Here is a 21130-nt window from a genome sequence, read left to right as displayed (position 1 = left end):
CAAGAGCCGTGCGCATTGGCAAAATTCTTCTCGTCGGCACCGCTGCCATCGCGGCCGTAGGGCTCGCCGCAGCACCTGCTGCTGCGGCACCCGAGGCTGACACCGTGGTCACCTTCGACATCGAAGCCGGCACCCTGGACATCGTCGCGCCCGCCGCCGCGGACCTCGGCGGCGGTGCGCCCGACACCGACATCACCGGCCCGATCGGCCCGGTCACCGTCACCGACTCCCGCGCCTCGGCCGACGCGTCCTGGGAGGTCACCGTGACCTCGACCGACTTCACCACCGGCGGAGCCACCGCCTCCGAGACGATCCTGGCCTCCGAGGTCGACTACTGGTCGGGCCCGGCCACGGCGACCACGGGCGACGGCACGTTCACTCCCGGCCAGGCCACCGCCCTCCTCGCGGAACCACTGGACAACGTCGCGCCGCTGATCGCGTTCAGCCACGTCGGCGGTACCGGTAACAACACCGCCACCTGGAACCCGACCCTGATCGTCCACGCACCGCTGGACAGCCAGGCCGGTACCTACACCGGGACGGTGACGCATTCGGTGGCGTAGCCGCCGGAGCCGGTCGGCACAGCACGTGTCCCTGGCCCTGCTCTGCCTCGCTGGCCTGGGCCTTCCCGCCCAGGCCAGCGCGGCTGAGCCGGACCCCGATCTGGAAAGAATCGGCATCCAGTTGCTGGAGGGGCCCGCCGACCGCCGCGCGGATCCACGCGCCCGGCGCTACATCGTGGACCACCTGCCGCCCGGCACGGTCATCCATCGACAGATGCTGGTGGCGAACAACACCGACGAACGGCAGGAGATCGATCTCTACCCGGCGGCGGCGTCCGTGTCGGTGTCCCGGTTCCAGTTCGGGGAGGGACGCACCGCCAACGAACTGTCCTCCTGGATCTCGCTGGACCGCGAAGCGGTGGAGCTGGACCCCGGTGAGGACGCCCGGTTCCGGGCCACCATCACCGTGCCGCCGGCGGCGTCGAAGGGCGAACGGTACGCGGTGATCTGGGCCTCGATCTCCTCGGCGACCGATCCCGGGGCGAACGTCAACAAGATCCACAGGGTGGGTGTCCGGACCTATCTCGACATCGGGATCGGCGGCGAGGCCCCGTCCAGTTTCAGCATCGGTGATCTGGTCCCGGCGCGGGACACCCTCGGCGTGCCCTCGGTACGCATGGCCGTGAAGAACACCGGTGAACGCGCGCTGGACCTGACCGGCTCGGTCACCCTCTCCGACGGCCCCGCCGGCATGCGAGCCGGCCCGTTCGACGTGGTCGCGGGCACCACTCTGGCACCGGGCGAGTCCGGAACCGTACTCGCGGCCTTCCCCCGAGAGATTCCCAACGGACCCTGGCAGATCGACATCAACCTGGAAAGCGGCCTGGTCAAGGAGAGTACTTCCGGAAGGATCACCTTCCCGGATCCGGGCAAGGTCGGCAAGCCGAGTTCGCCCCTGAGCCGCTTTGACTCGCCGTGGGTCCTGGCCGCCGGGTCACTGGCGGGCCTGATCCTGATCGCCGTACTGGTGTTCCTGATCCGCCGTTCCCGACGCCGTCGGGCCGAGGTGTCGGTCTAGCCCGACCGGAGACCCCTGGCCGCCGGCGCGAATCAACTGGCGGCCAGGATCACCGGCTGCGGCGCCGCGTAGAACTGCGCGTCGGCCGCGTCCGGGGGCGCCGCCTGCGCCAGCCGCTCCACCGCGACGAACCCGTCCGCCGCGTACGCGAAACCGGGCCGCCAGGGCACGACCTCGTCACCGGCGACAAGCGGGAAACTCGACCGCTGCGCCCCGGTGGTCGAGTTCAGAGTGATCAACTCGTGCCCGTCGGTGAGCAGGTGCACCAGCCCCGGCTGTACGGCGACGATCCGCATCGGCCCCGGCCCGGTACGCCGCCACAACTCGGTCCCTTCCCGGACCGAGCGGGCCACCAGTTCGTTCCCGCTCGGGGTGAGCGCCACGTCTCCTTCGAGCACCACCTCGGTCGGATCGAGCAGCGGCATCGGGGTCGGCTCGCCCCGGTCCACCAGCCAACCTCGGCTGTTGCCGGCACTGGTGGTCCGCAGCGCCGGACAGTTCGAGCCGCCGTTGCCGCAGCCGACCGGCACCACCGTCAACTCCGGACCGGCGTCCTCCGGCCGCCACCGGTTCACCAGCCGACCGGTCTCCACGTCGTGGAACTCCGCCACCTGGGGCGACGCGCAGGCGTCGACGGTGACGAGTTGACCGGCGGTGGTGGTGAGCGCCCCGGCCCGGCAGGAGCCGTCGATGTCGACCCGCCACAACTCGTGCCCGTCACCCAGGTCCAGACCGCGCAGCCCGGACCCGCCGATCACCACCAGTACGGCGCGCCCGCCGCTGCCGGTGGCCGGGATCAGTCCGGCGGGGGTGTAGACGGTGCTGGCCCCGGTGCGGCGCCCGTCGTACCCGTGTCCGGGTGGTGGCCCGTCGGCCCGCCACCGGATCCGGCCGGTACGGGCGTCCAGCGCGACCAGGTCGCCGTCCGACCAGCGGCTGACCACGGTGGTCCCGCTGGCCACGATGCCGATCAGCTCGGCCGGCCAGCGCCGGTAGGACCAGTACGGCGTGCGCCGGGTCCGGGCGTCGACCGGCTCGTCGGCGCGGATCTGGCGGGTGGTGGCGTAGACCCGCAGCCGGCCGTCCACGATCAGCGGGGCGGACGCGAGCGTGCCGACCACCCCGGTCGCCGCCCGCACCGGGGCCGGATAGTCGGCGCGGGCGGGGGTGAGCACCTCGGCGGGGGCGAGCACGCGGAAGGTGACCACGGCTGCCGCCGCGACGACCAGCACCGCCACCAGCGCGACCACTGCCGGCCGGCGCCGGCCCCACACGCGGCCCCGCGATCGCATCCAGTACCTCCGCTGGGCACCCTACCGAGACAGCCCCGACGTGCGGCTGGCAGGTCAGGCGGCAGCAGCCGGGTCACCGCGATGATCATGATTGGTTGAGGTGACCACGGCGGCCAGGTCGGCGAGGTCACGACGCAACGCGCCCTCGACGGTACGGGCGGCAAGTCCGCCGAACACCAGCGCGAGCAGGCGCGCGTACGGTGCCGTGACCGCGCCCTCCTGCACCACGCTGACCGCGGTCCAGCCACCGCGCCGCCGCCGACGCCGTCCCTGCACCGGAGTGAAGGTGTACGCGGTCCGGTAGTCGACGCCTACGCCGGACGAGCTGACAGTGAGCCGGTGCGGTGGGCTGAACTCCTCCACCCGGAACTCCTCCAGCAACTCGGTGCCGTCCGGCAGATGGTGACTCTCCCGCCAGACCGTGCCGACCCGCGTCGGACCGGGGGTGAGCACCTCGATCCCGCTGATCGTGGAGAGCCAGTCGGATCGGCCGGGCAGGTCGGTGAAGACCCGCCACAACTCCTCGGCGGACGCCTGCACCAGCCGGGTCACCGCTACCGTCGCCATCACACCTCCCGAACCTCCACCGTACGGGGGGTGACCGACCATTAACGCGAACATTCGCGGAAGGCGACGAGAACGTGACCCGAGTGACGATCGAACCCGCCGCGCTCGGATCCGGAAGCCGTCCCCGCTAGGGTTCGGACCGGCACGAACTGTTGCGAGGTGCCCCGCGCGAGCGGGGAGAATCGGGAAGCCGGTGTGATTCCGGCACGGGCCCGCCGCGGTGACCGGGGAGCTGCCACCCACGCGTACGAGACGCAGCCACTGGCCCTGAAAAGGGCTGGGAAGGCGGGTGACCAGCGCAGATCCGGAAGTCGAAGACCGGCCTCGCTGTCACCAGCCCCTCTGTGGGGGCGCGAGCGCAGCGGGAGCCTGCCTTGGACACCGATCTCTACGACGTCATCCACCGTCGCCGGGACGTACGCGCCCAGTTCACCGGTGCCCCGATCCCGGACGAGGTGCTGCACCGCGTCCTGACGGCGGCGCACGCCGCGCCGAGTGTGGGGCTGTCCCAGCCCTGGGACTTCGTCCTGGTCCGGGATCCGGACCTGCGGCAGGAGTTCCACCGGCACGTGGAGCGCGAGCGGGACACCTTCGCGTCCACTCTGGACGCCGACGCCGCCGAACGTTTCGCCCGGATCAAAATCGACGGCGTACGCGAGTCGACCCTGTCGATCGTGGTCACGTACGACCCGGAGCGGGGTGGACCGGCCGTGCTCGGTCGGCACGCGATCGCCGACGCCGGTCTCTACTCGGTCTGCCTGGCGATCCAGAACCTGTGGCTGGCCGCCAGTGCCGAGCGGCTCGGGGTCGGCTGGGTGTCGTTCTACCGGGAGCCGTTCCTGCGTGAGCTGCTCGGCATCCCCGCCACCATCCGCCCGGTCGCCTGGCTCTGCCTCGGCCCGGTGACCCACTTCGAGCAGACCCCCGACCTGGAACGACACGGCTGGCGTCAACGCCGCCCGTTGTCGGCCGCGATCCACCAGGACCGCTGGCGTCCCTCCGTCTGATCCTCTCCGGGCCTTGCCTCCACTGGGGACCCGCCCGCATACTTTGCATTGCAGAGTAAATCACTGTTGCAGAGTTGAGGAGGGGCCATGGGCCCGGTTGACACGGGGGAAGCCGAACGGACACTGGTCGAACTGAGGCGACTACGCCGACGCACCCATGCCCGCACCCACGCCGGGGCCTGGCTACCGGCAGCGGGTGTAGCGGCCCTGCTGCTGCTGAGCATCACCCTCTACCGCTACCCGTTCGAGCCGGCGTACGCGATCACCGCCGAGTACCCGTACTGGGCCGGGCTGCCTGACCAGCAGCGCAGCGCGCTCGCGTCGTACCTGTTCTGGTTCCTCGGCACGCCGCTGCTGATCGCGGCAACCGCAGCCTGGTACCGGTGGCGCTCCCGCCAACTGGGGCTCCGGGTGGCCTGGTGGCCGTTCGCGGGAACCGCCCTGGGCGTCCTGGTGCTGCTCGCGATACTCGCGGCGGTGCCGAAGGGCCCGCCGTCCGACGACCTGATCGCCGACTCCGGCTTCTGGTGGCAGGGACTGCTGACCCCGCTGGTGCCGATCGCGTTCGCCGTACTCGCGCTGGCCTGGGGCGAACGCAGTCGCACCCTCGCGGCGACCGGAGTGTGGATCATCCTGCTGGCAAGCTGGCTGTGCGGGACCTTCCCGCTGGGGCGCCTCCCGGCCTGGGTGTTCGTGCTGCTCGACGGCAACCCGGACGCGCTCGGTGGCCAACTGGCCCTCCGACCGGGCCACTATCTTGTGCTGATGGCACTGCCGCTGGTCATCTTCGCCGCCGTACGCGCCCGGCGGTCCCGGAGGTATGCCGGTGAGTGACCCGCAGGCGCCGCATCCGTCGCTAGCGCTGGACGACACCGTCCACCAACGCGTACGCCTGGGCATCCTCACCGTGCTCAGCGCGACCCAGGAGTGCAAGTTCGCCACCCTGCGGGACGAACTCGGGCTCACCGACGGCAACCTGAACCGGCACCTGCGGATCCTGGAACAGGCCGAGTTGTTGCAGGTGATTAAGGGTTACGAGGCGCGCCGCCCCTGTACCTGGCTCCGGCTCACCCGGCAGGGGCGGGCCGCCCTACGGGCAGAGGTCGCCGCCCTGGAACAACTCGTCAGCCGAATCCGCAGCGCCCCGGACCCCACCGACCCCGGCACGATCAACTCGGACGCGGGCTCCACCGGCCCGGCACAATCCTGAGACCGCCTGCGCTGTGCAGGGCCTTTCACAGCGGATTGGCAAAGTTTCACTCAAACCCCCGGTTTGCCTGTCACAGCTAAACGTGGGTTTGTCGGCAAACTTCCACTGTCCAGAGACGCGTCCCGACACAAGGGCACCTGAGCCCACTACAAGACGTACGTCGAGGATCCGGAGCTGCAAGTTCCCCAGCAGGCGGCAGCAGCACGCGTACGGGCAACCATGATCATTGCGCGCTGAGCTGTTCTCATGACCACTCACAGAACAGCTCAGCGCGCGTGGATCATCGTCACCCACCCTCAGCGCCGGAAAGCACCGGACTTCGCACCGGCGACGAACGCCACCCAACCCGCCGGCTCCACCACCAGCACCGGCCCAGCCAGATCCTTCGAATCACGCACCCCAACTACGCCCACCAGGTTGTCCGCCACCTCAACACACTGACCTTGGTCGTTTGAACGGCTGCTCTTGCGCCAACGGGCATCCGAAAGATCGATCACGACTCACTCCCTGCCGAGACGTCGAAGCATGTCAGTTGGCGCGGCATACGGCAGTCAAACGATGATCGTTGCGCTCTGAGCCGTTCTCCCGACCACCCGCAGAACAGCTCAGCGCGCGTGGATCACCATCGCCCACCCTCAGCGCCGGAACGCACCGGACTTCGCACCGGCAACGAACGCCACCCAGCCCGCCGGCTCCACCATTAGCACCGGCCCAGCCACGTCCTTCGAGTCACGCACCCCGACAACCCCCACCAGGTTGTCCGCCACCTCAACGCAGTCGCCCTGGCTGTTGGAGCGGCTGCTCTTACGCCACCGGGCACCGACCAGATTACTCATGACTCGTATCCCTTCGCGGTGCCGAGAAGGAGGTCCCGGGTAGCGGCCTCGTCCAAGGATGCCGACAGTAGATCATCGAATGCCCAAGTGTATCGATCCGCTTCGGTCGGCTTGTCGAGGAATAGTGCGCCGGTGAAACCTTCCACGTAGACGGTGGTCGGTTCCTGGCGGCGGGCGAAGTCCAGGATGGTGAACGCGCCGGTGGAGATCACACCACCATGCAGACCGGCCTCGAACGGCACGATCCTGATCGACACGTTTGGCAGCTCGCTCGCCTCTGCCACCCGACGCAGTTGACCAGCCATGATGGCCGGACTGCCGACCGGGCGCAGGATCACCGACTGGTCGAGCACGATCGTGAAGTCCGGCGCCTGCGGGTCGAGCCGGGTCAGCAGCCGCGCCCGGCGCAGACGCACGGCGACGCGTCCCTCAATCTCGTCTCTGGGCACACCGCCAATGTCCTTGGCAAAGATCGCCGTTGCATACTCGCGGGTCTGTAGCACACCCGGAATCAACCCCGTCTGGTAACAACGCAGCGCGGTGGCCGCTTCTTCGAGACCGACATAGATCTCGAACCAGGGTGGCAGGTCGGCGTAGTCGTGCCACCAGCCCTTGGACTTGGTGTGCGGGGCGATGGCGGTGAGGGCGGTGGTGGTCTGCTCGTCGGCGCCGTACAGCTCGCACATGGCCTTCACGTCGAGCGCGCGTACGGCCAGTTCGCCGCCTTCGAGACGCCACAGCTTGGTGACCGACCACTCCAGCGCGCGGGCGGCATCCACCTGCGGGATGCGGGCCTCGTGTTCGCGTAGTCGACGCAGTTCCCGGCCGAGCTGTCGACGTGGGACGGTCGACCCGACAACGGACTCCGGCATGGTGCTCCCCCCGGCCTGTGCACCGTCCACTCGTCCGGTCGTGCTGTCGGCAAAGACGATGCGCACTCGCCCGATGTCGGGCCTCGGCTATTCGTACCTATCTCTACCACATCCCGTGGTGACCATTGCGTCACCGAAACGGATCGAGGAAGACTCAGGTTGTCCCGATAATCAACCGAAACACGCCCGAACCGGGCGCGATTCGCCATGCCCGACTACCGGGCGGGCGGGTCTGGAGGCGAGATGCGCACAGCCCTGGCCGGCCAGTCCGATCCCGAGGATCCGGACCCGCAACAGCAGCCGTCCCCGCCCGACAACCAGTCCGACCGTCACGACGAGAACGACAGTCCGGCGTCCGACCCGTCGAGCCGTCGTCGCGGGATCAACCGGGGACCCGGCTGGCCGAGGCGGCGCATATGATCATCTTCTCGCGGCATCTCTGGCCCGTGCTCATAGGCCGATCGCACCGCATCATCGACGCGCACCGCGACAACCGGATGTGTGACCGATGCGCCGCCCCCGGCGACTGCCACCTTCTCCGTGGTGCGCGGGTCGAGATCGGCACCTTCGACCCACCCCCGGGTACGCCGGTCCGGCTCCTGCCCGGCGAATGGTCGCACTGCGCCGGTCGCGATCCCGGCGAGACCGTCGACCTGCACGTCCTCAGGGTGCACATCGATCGAGCCCATTCCAACGACCAGGAGGTCTGGGTCACCGGGCATCTGCCGGAGTGTTCCTGGCAGTCCGCCGAGCGGCACCCACCGTGTGTCGAACTCCTCGCCCGGGTGGAGGCCCTGCTCCGCGAGGCGAGAACTCGGGCGAGGGCCCGGTGAGCCGCAACCTTGAGCCGATCACGGTGGCGACGCTTCAGATGGCGGCGGGTCTGACGATCCGCCAGCACCAACCCGGCGGCAACACCTGGAATCCGGGCACCTGCTGGCAGTGCACGCCCACCGGGTGCCCGCAACTCGCCTGGGCACACGAGGTGCGCGACGGCGGCGCAGCCGCTTATCCCGTACCGGCGAGGTCTTGATCTTGTCTGGCGCTGGCGGCAACCGGCGCCGGACGCAAAAGGGCGGCCCCGGCCAGTCACGGAATGGGCGGGGCCGCCCGAAAACCAGACGTTGCGGTTGGTCTGAATCAGCCGTCGAAGGCGCCGGATCGTGCCGCGCCGACGAACGCGGACCAGTCGTTCGGGCTGAAGGCCAGCACCGGGCCGGTGACGTCCTTGGAGTCGCGGACACCCACGACGTCGGCCATGTTGTCGGCCACCTCCACACACCAGCCCTGGTCGTTCGAGCGGGTGCTCTTACGCCACGTCGCGCGCGCGAGATCGATCTGCATTTTATACCCCTTTGGTCCACGTTTATGCACATATTTGTGCACAAGCCGGTATTCTTACACGGCGCAGAGTGCGACACGCGTTACCGACTGCAACATGCCGGAGAACAGCGGCAGCCCTACGGACCTCGTGTGCGATGGGCGCAACGGACAGCGCACCTCGTCCGTTCCACAATCGATGGACGAGCGCTGTCGCTCCGACCGTCGGTGCGAGTTCGACTCGCTATAGCCGGGCTGGCGCGATCCGGAAGGGGTTACCGCCGGGCGGGAGTGACGGTGCCGGTTACCTCGCCGAGGGCGAGCGGGCGGCCGTCCGGGCCGGGTGCGGTGGCGGTGATGGTGATGGTGTCGCCGTCTTCGAGGAAGGTACGGGTGGTGCCGTCGGTCAGCTTCAACGGCTCGCTGCCGCCCCAGCTCAGCTCCAGGAACGACCCGACCTGGTCACGGCGCTCGCCCGACACCGTTCCCGAGGCGTAGAGGTCGCCGGGGCGTACGGAGGCGCCGTTGACGGTCAGGTGGGCCAACTGCTGGGCCGGGGTCCAGTACATCCCGGCGAACGGTGGCTCGGTCACCCGGCTGCCGTTCCAGTCCACGGCCAGACGCAGGTCGAGGCCGAGGTGCGGGTCGTCGCGGAGGTAGTCGAGAACCGGCGGGTCCTGCTCCGGCGCCGGCACCCAGGCGTGCGCCAGCGCGTCCAGGGGCACCACCCAGGGCGAGATCGAGGTGGCGAACGACTTGCCCAGGAACGGACCGAGGGGGCGGTACTCCCAGTTCTGCAGGTCCCGTGCGGACCAGTCGTTGAGCAGTACGACCCCGAAGACGTACTCGGCGAAGTCCTCGACCGGGACCCGGTCGCCGAGGGCGGACGGGAGGCCCACCACGAAACCGACCTCGGCCTCGATGTCGAGCCGGATCGAGGGGCCGTACACCGGACCGTCCGGAGTGGAGCGTTGCCCGCAGGGGCGGACGATCGGCGTACCGGAGACGACCACCGTGCCGGCCCGCCCGTGGTAGCCGATCGGCAGGTGCTTCCAGTTCGGCAGCAGCGGCGGCTCACCGGGACGGAAGATCTGCCCGACGTTGCTCGCGTGCTGCTCGGAGGAGTAGAAGTCGACGTAGTCGCCGACCTCGAACGGCAGCACCATGGTCACCTCGGCGAGCGGGACCAGCAGCGGTGCCACCGCCGCCCGGTGCCCGGTCTCGGTGAGCAGTTCCACGATCCGCTGCCGTACGGTGCCCCACTGGGCGTGCCCGAGGGCCATGAACCCGTTGAGCGACGGCTCGCGCAGCGCACCGCCGGCCAGGATCAGCCCGGCCGCCTCCGCGCCGTCGAGGTCGAGGACAAATTCCCCGATCCGTACGCCGATCCGCCGCGCCCCCTCGTCGCTGCGTACGAACACGCCGTACGGCAGGTTGTGCACGTCGTACGGCGAACCCGCCGCACCCTCGACCCAGCTCACTCGGTCTCCCCCTGGTTCATCAGCCCCAGTCGGGCCAGGTCGGTCAGTGGTTCGTCGATGCTGCACGAGCCGAAGCCGCACCAGAGCGGCCGGGCCCCGTCGCGGCGGATCCGGGCCGGTTCGACCAGGCGCAGCGGGTCGCCGCTGGCGAGCAGTTCGGCGATCTCGGCCACCTCGGCGTCCTCGGCCGCAGCCAGGGTCGCGACCAGTACGTTGACGAAACCGTGGTGTGTGAAGCCGGTCTCCGGGTCGGTGTGCCGCAGTGCGTGGTGCAGCCCGGCGGTGAGCTTGAACGGCAGGTCCCGGTCCCGGCAGGCGCGGATGACGGCGGCCAGTTCGACCGGGCTGGGGAAGAGTTCGGCGGCGAGCCCTCCGGTACGGAACTTCGCCGCGACCGGTACGCCGTCCGTCCGTGCCTGCGCGATCCGGTCCAGGGCGGCGAGCAGCCCCCAGGTGAGCGGGACCTCGGCGTAGAGGTCCATCCCCGGCAGTTCGGTGCCGAGTGCGAGGAGTTCGGTCAGTCCGGGCTGCGGGTCCTCGCCGCGCTTGGCGACCGCCGCTTCGAGTTGCCGGGGGACCAGCCGGGGGTCGGCCGCCGCGAGCAGGCCGGACAGGCGGTGGATCGGCACGTCTGCGATCACACCGACCTCGATCCGCTCGTCCGGATTCAGGAGGGCGGGCAGGTGGACCAGTGCCGAGGCCGGGACGAGCAGGGGGCCGACGAGGTCGGCGTACCAGGCGGTCCGGTGCTCTCGGTGGGCGATGACGGCGTCGTGCAGCGACGCGCTGCCGGGCGGGAAGACGGCCGCGTCGTCGACCAGGCCGGCGAAGAGCCGGGGCACCTGCGTTGACACGAACAGAGAACTTACGGGACGCTACGACTAACGGACAACAGCGTCCGATTATCGGACACGGTCGGCCGCTGAATGGGACAAATGCGGAGGTCAAAGTGCCTTACTACCGCAGCGTCGGTGAGCTGCCCCGTAAACGCCACACCCAGTTCCGCCAACCCGACGGCAGCCTGTACGCCGAGGAGCTGATGGGCCAGGAGGGTTTCTCCTCCGACTCGTCGCTGCTCTACCACCGCTACCCGCCGACCGCGATCGTGGCCGCCGAGGAGTTCACCCCGCCCGCCTGGTCCAGGCTGCCGAACCTGCCGCTCAAGCCCCGCCACCTGCGTACGCACAAGCTCGACGCGGGCGGGGCGGACCCCGTACTGGGTCGGCAGCACCTGCTCGCCAACGACGACGTACGCATCTCGTACGTGGTCGCCGACCGGCCGTCCCCGCTCTACCGCAACGCCATCGGCGACGAGTGCCTGTACGTCGAGTCCGGCGCGGCCCGGATCGAGTCGACCTTCGGTGTGCTCGGGGTGACCGCCGGCGACTACGTGATCATCCCGACGTCGGTGATCCACCGGATCGTGCCGGTCGCCCCCGAGCCGCTGCGCCTGCTCACCGTCGAGGCGACCGGGCACATCGGCCCGCCCAAGCGTTACCTCTCCGCCCGGGGCCAGTTCCTGGAGCACTCCCCCTACTGCGAACGCGACGTACGCGGCCCCGCCGACCCGTTCCTGGTCGACGAGGAGGACGTCGAGGTGTACGTCCAACACCGGCGCGGCTGGACCCGGTACGTCTACGCCAACCACCCGTTCGACGTGGTCGGCTGGGACGGGCACCTCTACCCGTGGGCCTTCTCCATCCACGACTTCGAGCCGATCACCGGCCGGGTGCACCAACCGCCGCCGGTCCACCAGACCTTCCAGGGCCCGAACTTCGTCATCTGCTCGTTCGTCCCCCGCAAGGTGGACTACCACCCGCTGGCGATCCCGGTGCCGTACAACCACCACAACACCGACTCGGACGAGATGCTGTTCTACACCGGCGGGAACTACGAGGCCCGGCGCGGCTCCGGCATCGAACAGGGCTCCATCTCGCTGCACCCGGCCGGCTTCACCCACGGCCCCCAGCCCGGCGCGGCGGAACGCTCCATCGGCGTCGACCACTTCGACGAACTGGCCGTCATGGTCGACACCTTCCGCCCGCTCGACCTCTGCGAACCCGGCGTGAGCGTCGAGGATCCCGGTTACGCCTGGACCTGGGCCCGCCGTACGGTCTGACCCCGGTCCGACCCGAGATCCGCACCCTTCCACGGAAAGCGTGCCCGTCCGCGCGGGAGTGGGCACGCTTTCCCTGAAAGGGTGCGGGTCTCGGCAGCACCGAAGGGGCGCCGGCCCCGGCGGCTGAGCCTCAGCTCGGGGCAGGACCGTAGCGGCGCAGCACCGCCAGTTCCGCCACCGAGGCGGCGGCGATGGCCAGGACCAGCGGCCACGGGGAGCCGACCAGGGCGTAGAGCAGGATCAGCGCGGGCGCGGCCAGGGACGCGTACACCGCCAGGGCCAGGGTCCGGTCCCGGGGCAGCAGCTCGGGCAGGATCGTCCGGACCAGGCCGGGCACGGCCGAGGCGAACCGCCACAGCAGCACCCCGCCGACGATCGCCAGCAGCGCCGCCCAGACCCTCGACCCGCCACCGCTGCCGGTGGCCATGAACGCCACCAGCACCGCCGCCACGATCGAGTAACCGGCCCCGTAGAGGACCAGCCGGAGCAGGCTCTCGCCGACCGATCGGGGGCTGTTCGTGCGTACCGGGGTGACCGCGACGGTGGCGGCCACCTCCTCCAGCGCCCACACGTACCGGCGCCGCTCCAGGCGGCTCTGCCCCACGTCGTTGCGGGCCTCGGCCAGCTCCGGATCGAGGTCCAACGCCTCCCGGTAGGCCCGCTCGGCGATGTCGAACAGGTTCAGCCGGGCGGCGACCATGCCGAGGACGAGGTGCGCCTGCGCCTCGCGGGGGGCCAGCTCGACCCCACGCCAGGCCGCGTTCAGCGCCGGCTGGCCGTTGCGCGCATCGGCCAGGATCGCGGCGGCGCTGCGCTGGGCGTACGCGTCCGCGGGTCCCCGGCGCAGCAGCTCGTCGGCGACCTCGGCGGCCTCCTTGAACCGGCGCAGGTCGACCAGGGCCAGCCCCCGGGCGACCAGTGGGGCCGCCCAGTCCGGTGCGGCACCGGGTACGGCCGCCGTCGCGGTGGACACGGCAACCGCGGTGTCGGCGGCGGTCAGCGCCTCCTCGGGGCGTTCCGCCGCCAACTGGACTCGGGCGAGCATCGTCCACGCCCGTACGCTCGCCTGGTCGAGGGTGATGGCGTAGCCCAATTCGGCCACGGCGTCGTCGTACCGGCCGAGTTCGGCCATGAGGTCGGCCCGCTGAAGGTAGTCGTCGGCGGAGGCGTGCTGTTCGGGTGCGGCGTCGCTGGACACCGCCCGAGCCTAGACGGGCCGGACGAACACGCCTCGGCGGGAATGGATGGCCGGGACCGTCAACGGGAGTGGATCAGGGCCACCGCGAGCCCGGCCAGCCCCTCGGCCCGGCCGGTCAGCCCGAGGCCGTCGGTGGTGGTACCGGAGACCGACACCGGGGCGCTGACCGCCTCGGCCAGCACCCGCTGGGCCTCGTCGCGCCGGGGACCGATCTTCGGCCGTACGCCGATCACCTGGATCGACACGTTGCCGATCTCGAAACCGGCGGCCCGTACCCGGCGGGCGGTCTCGGCGAGCAGGACCACCCCGGCCGCGCCTGCCCACTCGGGCCGGTCGGTGCCGAAGTTGGCGCCGAGGTCGCCCAGCATGGCGGCGGAGAGCAGCGCGTCGCAGGCGGCGTGTGCGGCCACGTCACCGTCGGAGTGCCCGGCCAGCCCGTCGACGCCGGGCCAGTGCAGGCCCGCCACCCAGCAGGCCCGGCCAGCTTCGAAGGCGTGTACGTCGGTGCCGATGCCGACCCGGGGAACGATCACCGGGACAGGGTACCGATCGGCCGGACCGGGACCGGTCAGGCGGCGCCCGGCTGGCTCTGCAACAGGTGCTCCGCCAGGGCCAGGTCGAACGGCTGGGTGATCTTCATGGCGTACGGGGATCCGGGCACGCAGGTGACGCGTACGCCCTGCTTCTCCACCAGCCCGGCATCGTCGGTGAGCGAGTCGACGGCGGCGGCGTGCGCGGCGGCCAGCACCTCCCGGCGGAAGCCCTGCGGGGTCTGTACGGCCCGCAACGCGGACCGGTCCACGGTCCCGAGCACCAGACCCTCGGCGTCGACCTCCTTGACCGTGTCGATCACCGGGAGCACCGGGATGGCGGCGTCGTGCCCGGCCCGGATCGTCGCCGCGACCGACTCGACCAGCACCGGTGGGATTAGTGCCCGCGCCGCGTCGTGCACCAGCACGATCGACGGCCCGTCCGGTACGGCGGCCAGGGCGGCGGCGACCGATGCCTGTCGGGTGGCGCCACCGACAACCACGGTCAGTTCGGCGATCGGTGCCAGCAGCCGGCGCACCGACTCGACCTCGGCGGGCGGCGCGGCAACCACGATCGTGTGTACGGAAGGCGCACTCGCGATCCGACGAACCGCGTGCACCAGCAGCGGCTCCCCGGCGAGCAGCCGGAGCGCCTTCGGAGCGCCGGGCCCCAGTCGTACGCCGGCACCCGCCGCAGGAACGAGGACCGCGACGTCACCGCGCGGATTGAGCTGCGCGGTCACGTCGCGGTCCTCGTCTTCTCTGCGAATCCATGAGAGGGATTCAGGCGGATCATCCCTGCTCGGGTGTTACGCCTCGGTGAGCACCTTGTCGAGGAGGTTCTCCGCCTCGTCCTTGGTGCTCTTCTCGGCGAGCGCGACCTCGCCGACCAGGATGTCGCGGGCCTTGGCGAGCATCCGCTTCTCGCCCGCCGACAGGCCCCGCTCCCGCTCCCGGCGCCAAAGGTCGCGAACAACCTCCGCCACCTTCAGGGGGTTTCCGGAAGCCAGCTTTTCCAGATTCGCCTTGTAACGCCGCGACCAGTTGGTCGGTTCCTCCGTGTGAGGAGCCCGGAGGACATCGAAGACCTTGCCCAGGCCCTCTTCGCCAACCACTTCGCGGACGCCGACGATCTCGGCATTCTCAGCGGGCACCCGGACCGTCAGGTCACCCTGAGCGACCCTGAGGACGAGGTACTGCTTTGGCTCGCCCTTGATGACCCGAGTCTCGATTGCCTCGATGAGTGCGGCCCCGTGGTGGGGGTAAACAACGGTCTCGCCGACACTGAAAACCATAGGTTCGAAACCCCTTTCGCTGTGTCTAGGGTAACACGCTCAGGCACCGATGTCCCACCTCAGTCCTGACCATTAGCGCAGCTCAGAGGCCCTGTGAGAGGTCTTTCTTCCGCTTGACAGGCCGCCAGACCACGAGTTCCACCACGCTCCGTAACCTCCGGATCACCGGCCGGCGAGGCTAGTCGGAAGAATCGGATGTAGGGCGTTCCGGTGGTTCAATCATATCTCTCCCCCTTAGGGGGCGCCGGAGACTAGCGGTAAGGGCCCCCGTACGGGACGCTGGACGAGGAGCCCGATCCATTATCACGTGACCGGCCAGGGGGCACGATGGGCACGCCGGGAAACAGCGAGGGTTGGCCGGAAAACGGCGGACCGCCGGACGGCCTGCCCGACCTGCCGCCGGACTGGGGTCCGATCGTCATCCCCGACGACCCCGCCGAACTGGCCGCCGAGGCGGCACTGGTCCGCCGTGAGCTGCGCCAGCGGGCCCGGCGGTCGACCTGGCGGCGACGCCTCGGACTCGGCTCCACCCGCCGCCTCAGCGCGGTCCGGCTCACCCTGCTGATCATGCCGCTGGCGCTGATCGCCGCGCTCGGCAGCCTCTTCGCCGTCGTCTGGCCCGGCCAGCAACGCCAACCCGCCGCCCCGCGCACCAGCACCGGCGGCAGCCCCGGCCGTACGCTGCCCGCCCTCGCCACCCTGCCCGCGCTCGACCTGGTCGACTCGAACGCCGCCCCGGTCGCCCTGCGCGGGCTCCTCCCCGCGGTCATCCTGCTCACCGACAGTTGCGCCTGCGCCGACCAGGTACGCGCCGCAGCCTCGGCGGCACCCGCCGGGGTCACGGTGGTCGTGGTGACCAGCGGCCGGTCCCAACCCAGCCCGCTGCCGAGCGCGCCACCGGTGGGCGGTGCACCGCTGCGCGCGCTGGCCGACCCGGCCGCCGAACTGCGCGGCGCCATCCAGGTGGAACCACAACCCGGCGTCGCGACGGCCGTACTGGTCGACCGTTTCGGCGAGATCGTCCGGGTCCTGCCCACGCTGACCTCGCCCGCCGACTACCAGGCGAACCTGCCCGTACTCACCCGACGCTGAGGCCGACCCCGGTGGGTTCGCCCTGCCCGGAGCGGGTCAGGACAGGGCGAGCAACTGGATCGCCACCTCGGCCCGTCCCGGCTGCGGGCGCGATCGGGACACCTGGATGACCATCCGCGCGTCGGCCGCGGTCACCTCGGTACTGGTGAACCCGTCCCCGCAGACCAGCGCCGTCTCGGTCTTCCCCGTACGGATGCCGTCGACCCTGATGGTCAGCTCGCCCGGACCGGTGCAGACGTACTGCAACAGGTAGCGCCCACCGGGCTCGACCGGGACCGGCCAGTCGGTGCTGGTCCCCTCGTGCACCGAGAACAGGTCCCGTCGCACCGTCCCGGGGAACTCCGGCAGCACGTTGCCGGCGTCGGGCACCACCACCTCCCCGGTCTCCGGATCGATCAGGAAGAACAGGTCGGACGGCCCCACCGACGGCACCACCTGCGGTACGACCGGCGGTTCGGCGACCGACACGGCCGGCGCGGGCGCTGCGGCAACCCACCACCAGCCCCCGACCGCCAGCACCGCCGCCGTTCCCAGGGCCAGCAGGAGACCGGTACCCCGGTCACCCCTCGCCGGTACGGCGCTCCTGCCACCGCTGGTCGGGTCGGCGCTGGTCGGGTCGGCGGTCGTGCCGCCGGTTGTGCCGGTCAGCACGGCGCGGAGAACTCGAGCAGGGTCGCGTACAGGGTGAGACCGGGGCCGAACGCGAGCATCACCACCAGGCGCGGCGGCACGGGCATGGACCGCAGCCGGTCGAGGATCAGCAACACCGTGGGCGACGAGCAGTTCCCGTGCTCGGCCAGGGTCGCCCTGGAGTCCGCCAGCGCCTCCGGACCCAGGCCCAGCTCCCGCTCCACCACGCTCAGGATCCGCGGACCACCCGGATGCACCGCCCACCCGTCCACGTCGGCGATGGCCAGCCCGTGCCGGGCCAGCAGGTCCTCCACCAGGGCACGGACGTGCACCGCGAGCACCTGCGGCACCCTCGGGGACAGCCCCATCCGGAATCCGGTGTCGGTGACGTCCCAGGTCATGTGGTCGGCCGTCGACGTGTCCGTCACCGCGACAACCTCGCGGACCGCGTACCCGGGGCGCCCGGCCGGGACGAGCACCGTGGCCACCGCCGCGTCCGAGAAGAGCGCGTGCGAGACGATCTGCTGGGTGTCCACCCGGGCCGACGACGGTTGGATGTGCAGGCTGGTCAGCTCGGCGCAGAGCAGCAGCGCCGGCCGCCCACGGGCGGCCACGAAGTCACTCACCGCGCCGAGCCCGGGCAGCGCCGCGTAACAGCCCATGTGCCCGATGAACAGCCGCTGGGTCGCGGTGGACATGCCCATGTCCCGGGCCAGCAGGATGTCCAGGCCCGGGGTGACGTACCCGGTGCAGGAACAGACCGCGAACAGGCCCACGTCACCGGCGGCGAGCCCGGCGTCGGTCAACGCCCGGCCGACCGCCTCCTTGCCCAGCGGCAACGCCTCCACCAGGTAACGGCGCATCCGCCGCTCGGTCGGCCAGGTCGAGACGTCCTCCAGCAGCGGGTTCACCGCCGCCTGCCGGGTCACCACCCCCGAGTTCGCGAAGATCCGCTCGGCCAGGGCGCGGGTCGTACCGCCGAAGTGCTCGGCGAAGAACCCCGTCCAGAGGTCGCTCTGCGTCGCCCGGGCCGGCAGGGCGACCCCCAGGCCGGCGATCACCGGCAACCCGCTCGTACCGCCGCCGCTCACCATCGGGGTGCCGACCCGTCCCGGTCCGGGTCCCCGCCGATCGCCGCCACACCGAGCCAGTCGGCGCAGACGTCGGAGGTCGCCGGATGCAGCGAGCCGCAGCGGGCGTCGCGGTACAGCCGTTCCAGCGGATGGCCCCGCCGGGTCGCGGAGGTCCCCGCCGCCTCCAGCATCGACGCGGCCACCTCCGCCGCCGTGGTCCCGGCGAGCAGCTTGGCCCGCCACACCCAGCGGTTGGTGTCCGCGTCACCGGGCTCGGAATCCACCCGGCGGGCCGCCTCCGCCACCACCAGCTCGGCCGCGGCCACCGCCGCGTCCGCCCGACCGATCCGGGCCCGGATCGCCGGCAGCTCGCCCAGGTTGCGGGCGTTGACGTGCGCGACCGCCGCGTCCACCGCCGCCCGGGCCACCCCCACGTAGACCGCCGCGTAACTCGCCACCAGCCAGTGCGGCATCAACTGGGCCACCACCAGGGCCAGGCCCTCGACCCCGCCGAGCAGGCGGTCCGCCGGCACCGTCACGTCCAGGTGCAGGTCGTGCGAGGCGGTCGCGCGCATGCCGAGCGAATCCCAGGTCGGCTCGACCCGCAGCCCGTCCACCGACGCCGGCACCAGGAACTGCGACACCACCGACTGGTCGGCCACGCTCCGGGCCGCGACCAGGTACGCGTCCGCGTGCCCGGCACCGGAGCAGAACGTCTTCGCGCCCTTGATGTGGAAACCGCCGTCCACCGGCTCGTACACCGTGGAGAGTTGGGACAGCCGGGCCCCGGCACCCCGTTCGCTCATCGCGACTCCGTACCAGGCTCCGGCCGCCGCCTCGGCCAGCAGCCGGTCCCGCGCCGCCAACGCCTCGTCCGGTACGCCGAGCGCCTCGGCGAGTTCCTCGGTCACCGCGCCGAGCGCACCGGTCACCGACGCGTGCATGTTGAACACCAGTGCGGTCGCACCGTTGCCCCGGCCGAGTTCGGTGGCGACCGCGGCGTACTCGGCGAAGCGGGCGCCCATGCCGCCCAGCGTCGCCGGCACCATCAGCCCGAACAGGCCCGCATCCCGGAGATCCACGAAATCCTCAACGGGAAACGTGCCCTCGCGGTCATGCTCGGCCGCTCGCGCGGCCAACCGTGGCGCCAACCGGCGCGCGGCTCCGAGCGCGTCCACCGCCATACCTGCCCCCTCCTGCACGTCACCCGTACCGCCGGCTACCGCCTGCCCACCCGTGCTCCGAACACCTACCCGTTCTTCACCCCGCGGCCCTGGTAGAGGACCGCGGTCGAGCGGGTCGGCACGATCCGGGCCGTACCCCAGCCCCGGCCCACCCGCCCGATCACGCCGCCGCCCCCGCGATCGACCGCACCTCCGACCGACCGTCCGACCGCCGTGCCGGCGCCGTTGGCCGACTGGTGGGCCAGCCAGCGCAGCAGGCCCGGCACCGCGGGACGGATCCCGCGCAGCCGCAGCGCCACGCCGTGCCGGGCGCACTCGGCGACCAGCGCCCGCGCGTCGACGAACAACCGGGGGTCGTGGATCCCCCGGGGCACCCCGCGCACCCGCTCCGCGAGCGTCACCGCCACCAGCCGGCTGATCGCCGTGTCGTTGAGCGTGTCCAGCACCAGCGTCCCGCCCGGACGGAGCACCCGACACGCCTCGGCCACCGCCGCCCGCCAGTCCGGTACGTGTTCCAGCAGCTCACCCGCTGCCACCACGTCGGCGCACCGGTCCCTCAGCGGCAGCGCGGTGGCGTCGCCGTTGACCGTGACCACACCGTGCCCGGCCGCCTGGGCGAGCGCCGAACGAGTCAGGTCCACCCCGACGTGCCGGTAACCGTGCCCGGCCACGTGCGGGGCGAGCAGACCGGCACCGCAGCCCATGTCGACCAGAACCGCCCCGGCGCGGGTCGCCGTCGGAACCAGTTGTGCCCGTGCCTGCGCCAGCCAGTGCAGCATCGCGAAGACACCATCCGGCCGCCACCACTCGTCGGCCAGATCGTCGTACTGTCGTGGATCATTACGCGGCCGGACCGGGATCCCGGCACGCGCCGTCTCGACGTCGCCCACCTCGGGATCCTCACTCGCCATGGCGTTGAGCCTGGCACGACTCGCCGGTAACGAACAGACTTCTTCTATGTCGCAAATGGTGTTGGGGCTGGTCCGGGCGAGTCACCCCGAGCCGGCGGTCGCCGTGACCGGCGTGTCGGCGCTGCTCGCCTGGGGGGTCGGACACCGGCCCGGCGGCATCGTGGCGGTGGCCGCGACCGTGCTGGCGACCCAACTGGCGGTCGGCTGGCTCAACGACCGGCTCGACGCGGACCGGGACGCCGCCGTCGGCCGGACCGACAAGCCCCTGGCCAACGGGACGCTCGACCGCCGCCTGGTGCTGCTGTGCGGGCTCGCCGCCGCGCTCGCCACCCCGGCGCTGGGTCTGCTGCTCAACCCGACCGCGGCGGTGGCGATCAGCGTGGCGCTGCTCTCCGCCCTGCTCTACAACTGGCCGCTCAAGTTCACCCCGGTCTCCGTGCTGCCGTACGCGGTCTCGTTCGGCACCCTGCCGGCGTTTGTCGTACTCGCCCTGCCGGGGTCGCCCGCCCCGCCCGGTTGGCTGGTCGGGGCGGGAGCGCTGCTCGGCGCCGGTGCACACTTCGCGAACGTGCTGCCGGATCTTGACGACGACGCCCGTACCGGGGTGCGCGGGCTGCCGCACCGGATCGGCCCGGCCGGCTCGCGGGTGGCCGCCGCCGTACTGCTGCTGAGCGCGACCGCGGTGCTCGTCTTCGGCCCGTCCGGACCGCCGTCGTGGGCGGGGCTCGCGGCGATCGCGGCCGCCGCCGTGGTCCTTCCCTCCGGCTGGTACGCCAGCCGCTCGGCCGGCCGTCGGGGCGAGCGGGCGATCGGTGTGTTCCGGGCGGTGATGCTGGTGGCCGTGATCGACGTGGTGCTCCTGGTTGCCAGCGGACGGGTGGTGTAGGCGGGTTCTGGCTGGTCAGTGCCGTACGCACCGGTTAACCGGGTCG

Annotated in this window: 27 protein-coding genes and 1 riboswitch; of the genes, 11 read left to right on the top strand and 16 right to left on the bottom strand. The window is 71.3% G+C overall.

The window, feature by feature from the left end:
- Positions 1-8 precede the first annotated feature (8 nt).
- The gene (locus ACWEFB_RS09645) at positions 9-563 is read left to right on the top strand and encodes a hypothetical protein (RefSeq protein ID WP_452283928.1); all 555 of its coding nucleotides are present in this window, start codon (positions 9-11) and stop codon (positions 561-563) included.
- Positions 564-588: 25 nt separating this feature from the next.
- Positions 589-1581 (top strand): hypothetical protein, encoded by a 993-nt coding sequence (locus ACWEFB_RS09640; RefSeq protein ID WP_452283926.1) that lies wholly within the window; start codon positions 589-591, stop codon positions 1579-1581.
- A 32-nt stretch (positions 1582-1613) separates the two neighbouring features.
- Here the strand turns inward: ACWEFB_RS09640 and ACWEFB_RS09635 are convergent, their stop codons facing one another.
- On the bottom strand, positions 1614-2873 hold the full coding sequence (locus ACWEFB_RS09635) for an outer membrane protein assembly factor BamB family protein (RefSeq protein WP_452283924.1): 1260 nt from the start codon (positions 2871-2873) through the stop codon (positions 1614-1616).
- A 54-nt stretch (positions 2874-2927) separates the two neighbouring features.
- Positions 2928-3440 (bottom strand): SRPBCC family protein, encoded by a 513-nt coding sequence (locus ACWEFB_RS09630; RefSeq protein ID WP_452283922.1) that lies wholly within the window; start codon positions 3438-3440, stop codon positions 2928-2930.
- A 143-nt stretch (positions 3441-3583) separates the two neighbouring features.
- A riboswitch (cobalamin riboswitch) is annotated at positions 3584-3781 on the top strand.
- Positions 3782-3814: 33 nt separating this feature from the next.
- Here ACWEFB_RS09630 and bluB point away from each other — a divergent pair.
- The 3 genes from bluB (at position 3815) to ACWEFB_RS09615 (ending at position 5657) form a co-directional block, all read left to right on the top strand.
- The gene (gene bluB, locus ACWEFB_RS09625) at positions 3815-4447 is read left to right on the top strand and encodes a 5,6-dimethylbenzimidazole synthase (protein WP_452283920.1); all 633 of its coding nucleotides are present in this window, start codon (positions 3815-3817) and stop codon (positions 4445-4447) included.
- A gap of 87 nt (positions 4448-4534) precedes the next feature.
- Positions 4535-5281 (top strand): hypothetical protein, encoded by a 747-nt coding sequence (locus ACWEFB_RS09620; RefSeq protein WP_452283918.1) that lies wholly within the window; start codon positions 4535-4537, stop codon positions 5279-5281.
- Entirely contained in the window at positions 5274-5657 is a 384-nt protein-coding gene (locus ACWEFB_RS09615; protein ID WP_452283916.1) for a winged helix-turn-helix domain-containing protein, read from the top strand. The genes ACWEFB_RS09620 and ACWEFB_RS09615 overlap by 8 nt, the downstream gene beginning before the upstream one ends.
- 296 nt (positions 5658-5953) lie before the next feature.
- Here ACWEFB_RS09615 and ACWEFB_RS09610 read toward each other — a convergent pair whose 3' ends face one another.
- The 3 genes from ACWEFB_RS09610 to ACWEFB_RS09600 all read right to left on the bottom strand — a co-directional run bounded on the left by ACWEFB_RS09610 (position 5954) and on the right by ACWEFB_RS09600 (position 7431).
- On the bottom strand, positions 5954-6154 hold the full coding sequence (locus ACWEFB_RS09610) for a DUF397 domain-containing protein (RefSeq protein ID WP_452283914.1): 201 nt from the start codon (positions 6152-6154) through the stop codon (positions 5954-5956).
- A 138-nt stretch (positions 6155-6292) separates the two neighbouring features.
- A complete protein-coding gene (locus ACWEFB_RS09605) occupies positions 6293-6493 on the bottom strand; it encodes a DUF397 domain-containing protein (protein ID WP_452283912.1) in 201 nt (66 codons plus the stop codon).
- Positions 6490-7431 (bottom strand): helix-turn-helix domain-containing protein, encoded by a 942-nt coding sequence (locus ACWEFB_RS09600; RefSeq protein ID WP_452283910.1) that lies wholly within the window; start codon positions 7429-7431, stop codon positions 6490-6492. The genes ACWEFB_RS09605 and ACWEFB_RS09600 overlap by 4 nt, the downstream gene beginning before the upstream one ends.
- Positions 7432-7608: 177 nt before the next feature.
- Between ACWEFB_RS09600 and ACWEFB_RS09595 the strand changes: the two genes are divergently transcribed.
- The 3 genes from ACWEFB_RS09595 to ACWEFB_RS09585 are packed head-to-tail and all read left to right on the top strand — an operon-like array spanning position 7609 to position 8398.
- Positions 7609-7785 carry a hypothetical protein gene (locus ACWEFB_RS09595; protein ID WP_452283908.1) on the top strand — a complete coding sequence of 59 codons (177 nt, stop codon included), beginning with the start codon at positions 7609-7611 and terminating at the stop codon, positions 7783-7785.
- Complete coding sequence (locus ACWEFB_RS09590) at positions 7782-8198, top strand: hypothetical protein (RefSeq protein ID WP_452283906.1); 417 nt, start codon at positions 7782-7784, stop codon at positions 8196-8198. The genes ACWEFB_RS09595 and ACWEFB_RS09590 overlap by 4 nt, the downstream gene beginning before the upstream one ends.
- Positions 8195-8398: a hypothetical protein gene (locus ACWEFB_RS09585; protein WP_452283904.1), complete on the top strand. Its 204-nt coding sequence runs from the start codon at positions 8195-8197 to the stop codon at positions 8396-8398. The genes ACWEFB_RS09590 and ACWEFB_RS09585 overlap by 4 nt, the downstream gene beginning before the upstream one ends.
- Positions 8399-8505: 107 nt before the next feature.
- Here the strand turns inward: ACWEFB_RS09585 and ACWEFB_RS09580 are convergent, their stop codons facing one another.
- The 3 genes from ACWEFB_RS09580 to ACWEFB_RS09570 form a co-directional block, all read right to left on the bottom strand.
- Positions 8506-8709 (bottom strand): DUF397 domain-containing protein, encoded by a 204-nt coding sequence (locus ACWEFB_RS09580; protein WP_452283902.1) that lies wholly within the window; start codon positions 8707-8709, stop codon positions 8506-8508.
- A 251-nt stretch (positions 8710-8960) separates the two neighbouring features.
- On the bottom strand, positions 8961-10166 hold the full coding sequence (fahA, locus tag ACWEFB_RS09575) for a fumarylacetoacetase (protein WP_452283900.1): 1206 nt from the start codon (positions 10164-10166) through the stop codon (positions 8961-8963).
- Entirely contained in the window at positions 10163-11020 is an 858-nt protein-coding gene (locus tag ACWEFB_RS09570; protein ID WP_452283898.1) for a hypothetical protein, read from the bottom strand. The genes fahA and ACWEFB_RS09570 overlap by 4 nt, the downstream gene beginning before the upstream one ends.
- A 95-nt stretch (positions 11021-11115) precedes the next feature.
- On the opposite strand from ACWEFB_RS09570, the gene ACWEFB_RS09565 reads away from it, so the two are divergent.
- Complete coding sequence (locus ACWEFB_RS09565) at positions 11116-12285, top strand: homogentisate 1,2-dioxygenase (RefSeq protein WP_452283896.1); 1170 nt, start codon at positions 11116-11118, stop codon at positions 12283-12285.
- 130 nt (positions 12286-12415) lie between these two features.
- Here the strand turns inward: ACWEFB_RS09565 and ACWEFB_RS09560 are convergent, their stop codons facing one another.
- From ACWEFB_RS09560 to ACWEFB_RS09545, 4 genes are all read right to left on the bottom strand, one after another.
- Positions 12416-13483: a tetratricopeptide repeat protein gene (locus ACWEFB_RS09560; protein WP_452283894.1), complete on the bottom strand. Its 1068-nt coding sequence runs from the start codon at positions 13481-13483 to the stop codon at positions 12416-12418.
- A gap of 59 nt (positions 13484-13542) precedes the next feature.
- The gene (ispF, locus tag ACWEFB_RS09555) at positions 13543-14016 is read right to left on the bottom strand and encodes a 2-C-methyl-D-erythritol 2,4-cyclodiphosphate synthase (RefSeq protein ID WP_452283892.1); all 474 of its coding nucleotides are present in this window, start codon (positions 14014-14016) and stop codon (positions 13543-13545) included.
- A 35-nt stretch (positions 14017-14051) separates the two neighbouring features.
- Positions 14052-14756: a 2-C-methyl-D-erythritol 4-phosphate cytidylyltransferase gene (gene ispD, locus ACWEFB_RS09550; RefSeq protein WP_326562194.1), complete on the bottom strand. Its 705-nt coding sequence runs from the start codon at positions 14754-14756 to the stop codon at positions 14052-14054.
- Between the two features lie 66 nt (positions 14757-14822).
- A complete protein-coding gene (locus tag ACWEFB_RS09545) occupies positions 14823-15308 on the bottom strand; it encodes a CarD family transcriptional regulator (RefSeq protein WP_121157498.1) in 486 nt (161 codons plus the stop codon).
- 327 nt (positions 15309-15635) lie between these two features.
- Here ACWEFB_RS09545 and ACWEFB_RS09540 point away from each other — a divergent pair, with 327 nt between their 5' ends.
- Positions 15636-16400: a hypothetical protein gene (locus tag ACWEFB_RS09540; protein ID WP_326562193.1), complete on the top strand. Its 765-nt coding sequence runs from the start codon at positions 15636-15638 to the stop codon at positions 16398-16400.
- 36 nt (positions 16401-16436) lie between these two features.
- Here ACWEFB_RS09540 and ACWEFB_RS09535 read toward each other — a convergent pair whose 3' ends face one another.
- The 4 genes from ACWEFB_RS09535 to ACWEFB_RS09520 all read right to left on the bottom strand — a co-directional run bounded on the left by ACWEFB_RS09535 (position 16437) and on the right by ACWEFB_RS09520 (position 20198).
- Positions 16437-17051, bottom strand: coding sequence for a hypothetical protein (locus tag ACWEFB_RS09535; protein ID WP_452283889.1), 615 nt, complete (start codon positions 17049-17051; stop codon positions 16437-16439).
- Positions 17045-18124 (bottom strand): type III polyketide synthase, encoded by a 1080-nt coding sequence (locus tag ACWEFB_RS09530; protein WP_452283887.1) that lies wholly within the window; start codon positions 18122-18124, stop codon positions 17045-17047. Before ACWEFB_RS09530 ends, ACWEFB_RS09535 begins: the two co-directional genes overlap by 7 nt.
- On the bottom strand, positions 18118-19287 hold the full coding sequence (locus ACWEFB_RS09525) for an acyl-CoA dehydrogenase family protein (protein WP_326562190.1): 1170 nt from the start codon (positions 19285-19287) through the stop codon (positions 18118-18120). The genes ACWEFB_RS09530 and ACWEFB_RS09525 overlap by 7 nt, the downstream gene beginning before the upstream one ends.
- A 65-nt stretch (positions 19288-19352) precedes the next feature.
- A complete protein-coding gene (locus ACWEFB_RS09520; RefSeq protein ID WP_452283885.1) occupies positions 19353-20198 on the bottom strand; it encodes a methyltransferase domain-containing protein in 846 nt (281 codons plus the stop codon).
- Between ACWEFB_RS09520 and ACWEFB_RS09515 the strand changes: the two genes are divergently transcribed.
- Positions 20197-21084 (top strand): UbiA family prenyltransferase, encoded by an 888-nt coding sequence (locus ACWEFB_RS09515; protein ID WP_452283883.1) that lies wholly within the window; start codon positions 20197-20199, stop codon positions 21082-21084. The genes ACWEFB_RS09520 and ACWEFB_RS09515 overlap by 2 nt on opposite strands.
- Positions 21085-21130 lie beyond the last annotated feature (46 nt).

This window comes from Micromonospora sp. NPDC004704 (genome assembly GCF_053601675.1).
The sequence above is the reverse complement of the archived record's forward strand: the minus strand, read 5'-3'. Positions and strand labels throughout refer to the sequence as shown.

Bases quoted from the DNA above. Each gene is read 5' to 3' on its own strand.
- ACWEFB_RS09620 (WP_452283918.1), top strand. From the start codon at position 4,535: ATGGGCCCGGTTGACACGGGGGAAGCCGAACGGACACTGGTCGAACTG.
- ACWEFB_RS09515 (WP_452283883.1), top strand. From the start codon at position 20,197: ATGGCGTTGAGCCTGGCACGACTCGCCGGTAACGAACAGACTTCTTCT.
- ACWEFB_RS09545 (WP_121157498.1), bottom strand. From the start codon at position 15,308: ATGGTTTTCAGTGTCGGCGAGACCGTTGTTTACCCCCACCACGGGGCC.
- ACWEFB_RS09635 (WP_452283924.1), bottom strand. From the start codon at position 2,873: ATGCGATCGCGGGGCCGCGTGTGGGGCCGGCGCCGGCCGGCAGTGGTC.
- ACWEFB_RS09540 (WP_326562193.1), top strand. From the start codon at position 15,636: ATGGGCACGCCGGGAAACAGCGAGGGTTGGCCGGAAAACGGCGGACCG.
- ACWEFB_RS09605 (WP_452283912.1), bottom strand. From the start codon at position 6,493: ATGAGTAATCTGGTCGGTGCCCGGTGGCGTAAGAGCAGCCGCTCCAAC.
- ACWEFB_RS09530 (WP_452283887.1), bottom strand. From the start codon at position 18,124: ATGGTGAGCGGCGGCGGTACGAGCGGGTTGCCGGTGATCGCCGGCCTG.
- ACWEFB_RS09520 (WP_452283885.1), bottom strand. From the start codon at position 20,198: ATGGCGAGTGAGGATCCCGAGGTGGGCGACGTCGAGACGGCGCGTGCC.
- ACWEFB_RS09630 (WP_452283922.1), bottom strand. From the start codon at position 3,440: ATGGCGACGGTAGCGGTGACCCGGCTGGTGCAGGCGTCCGCCGAGGAG.
- ACWEFB_RS09580 (WP_452283902.1), bottom strand. From the start codon at position 8,709: ATGCAGATCGATCTCGCGCGCGCGACGTGGCGTAAGAGCACCCGCTCG.
- ACWEFB_RS09590 (WP_452283906.1), top strand. From the start codon at position 7,782: ATGATCATCTTCTCGCGGCATCTCTGGCCCGTGCTCATAGGCCGATCG.
- ACWEFB_RS09525 (WP_326562190.1), bottom strand. From the start codon at position 19,287: ATGGCGGTGGACGCGCTCGGAGCCGCGCGCCGGTTGGCGCCACGGTTG.
- ACWEFB_RS09595 (WP_452283908.1), top strand. From the start codon at position 7,609: ATGCGCACAGCCCTGGCCGGCCAGTCCGATCCCGAGGATCCGGACCCG.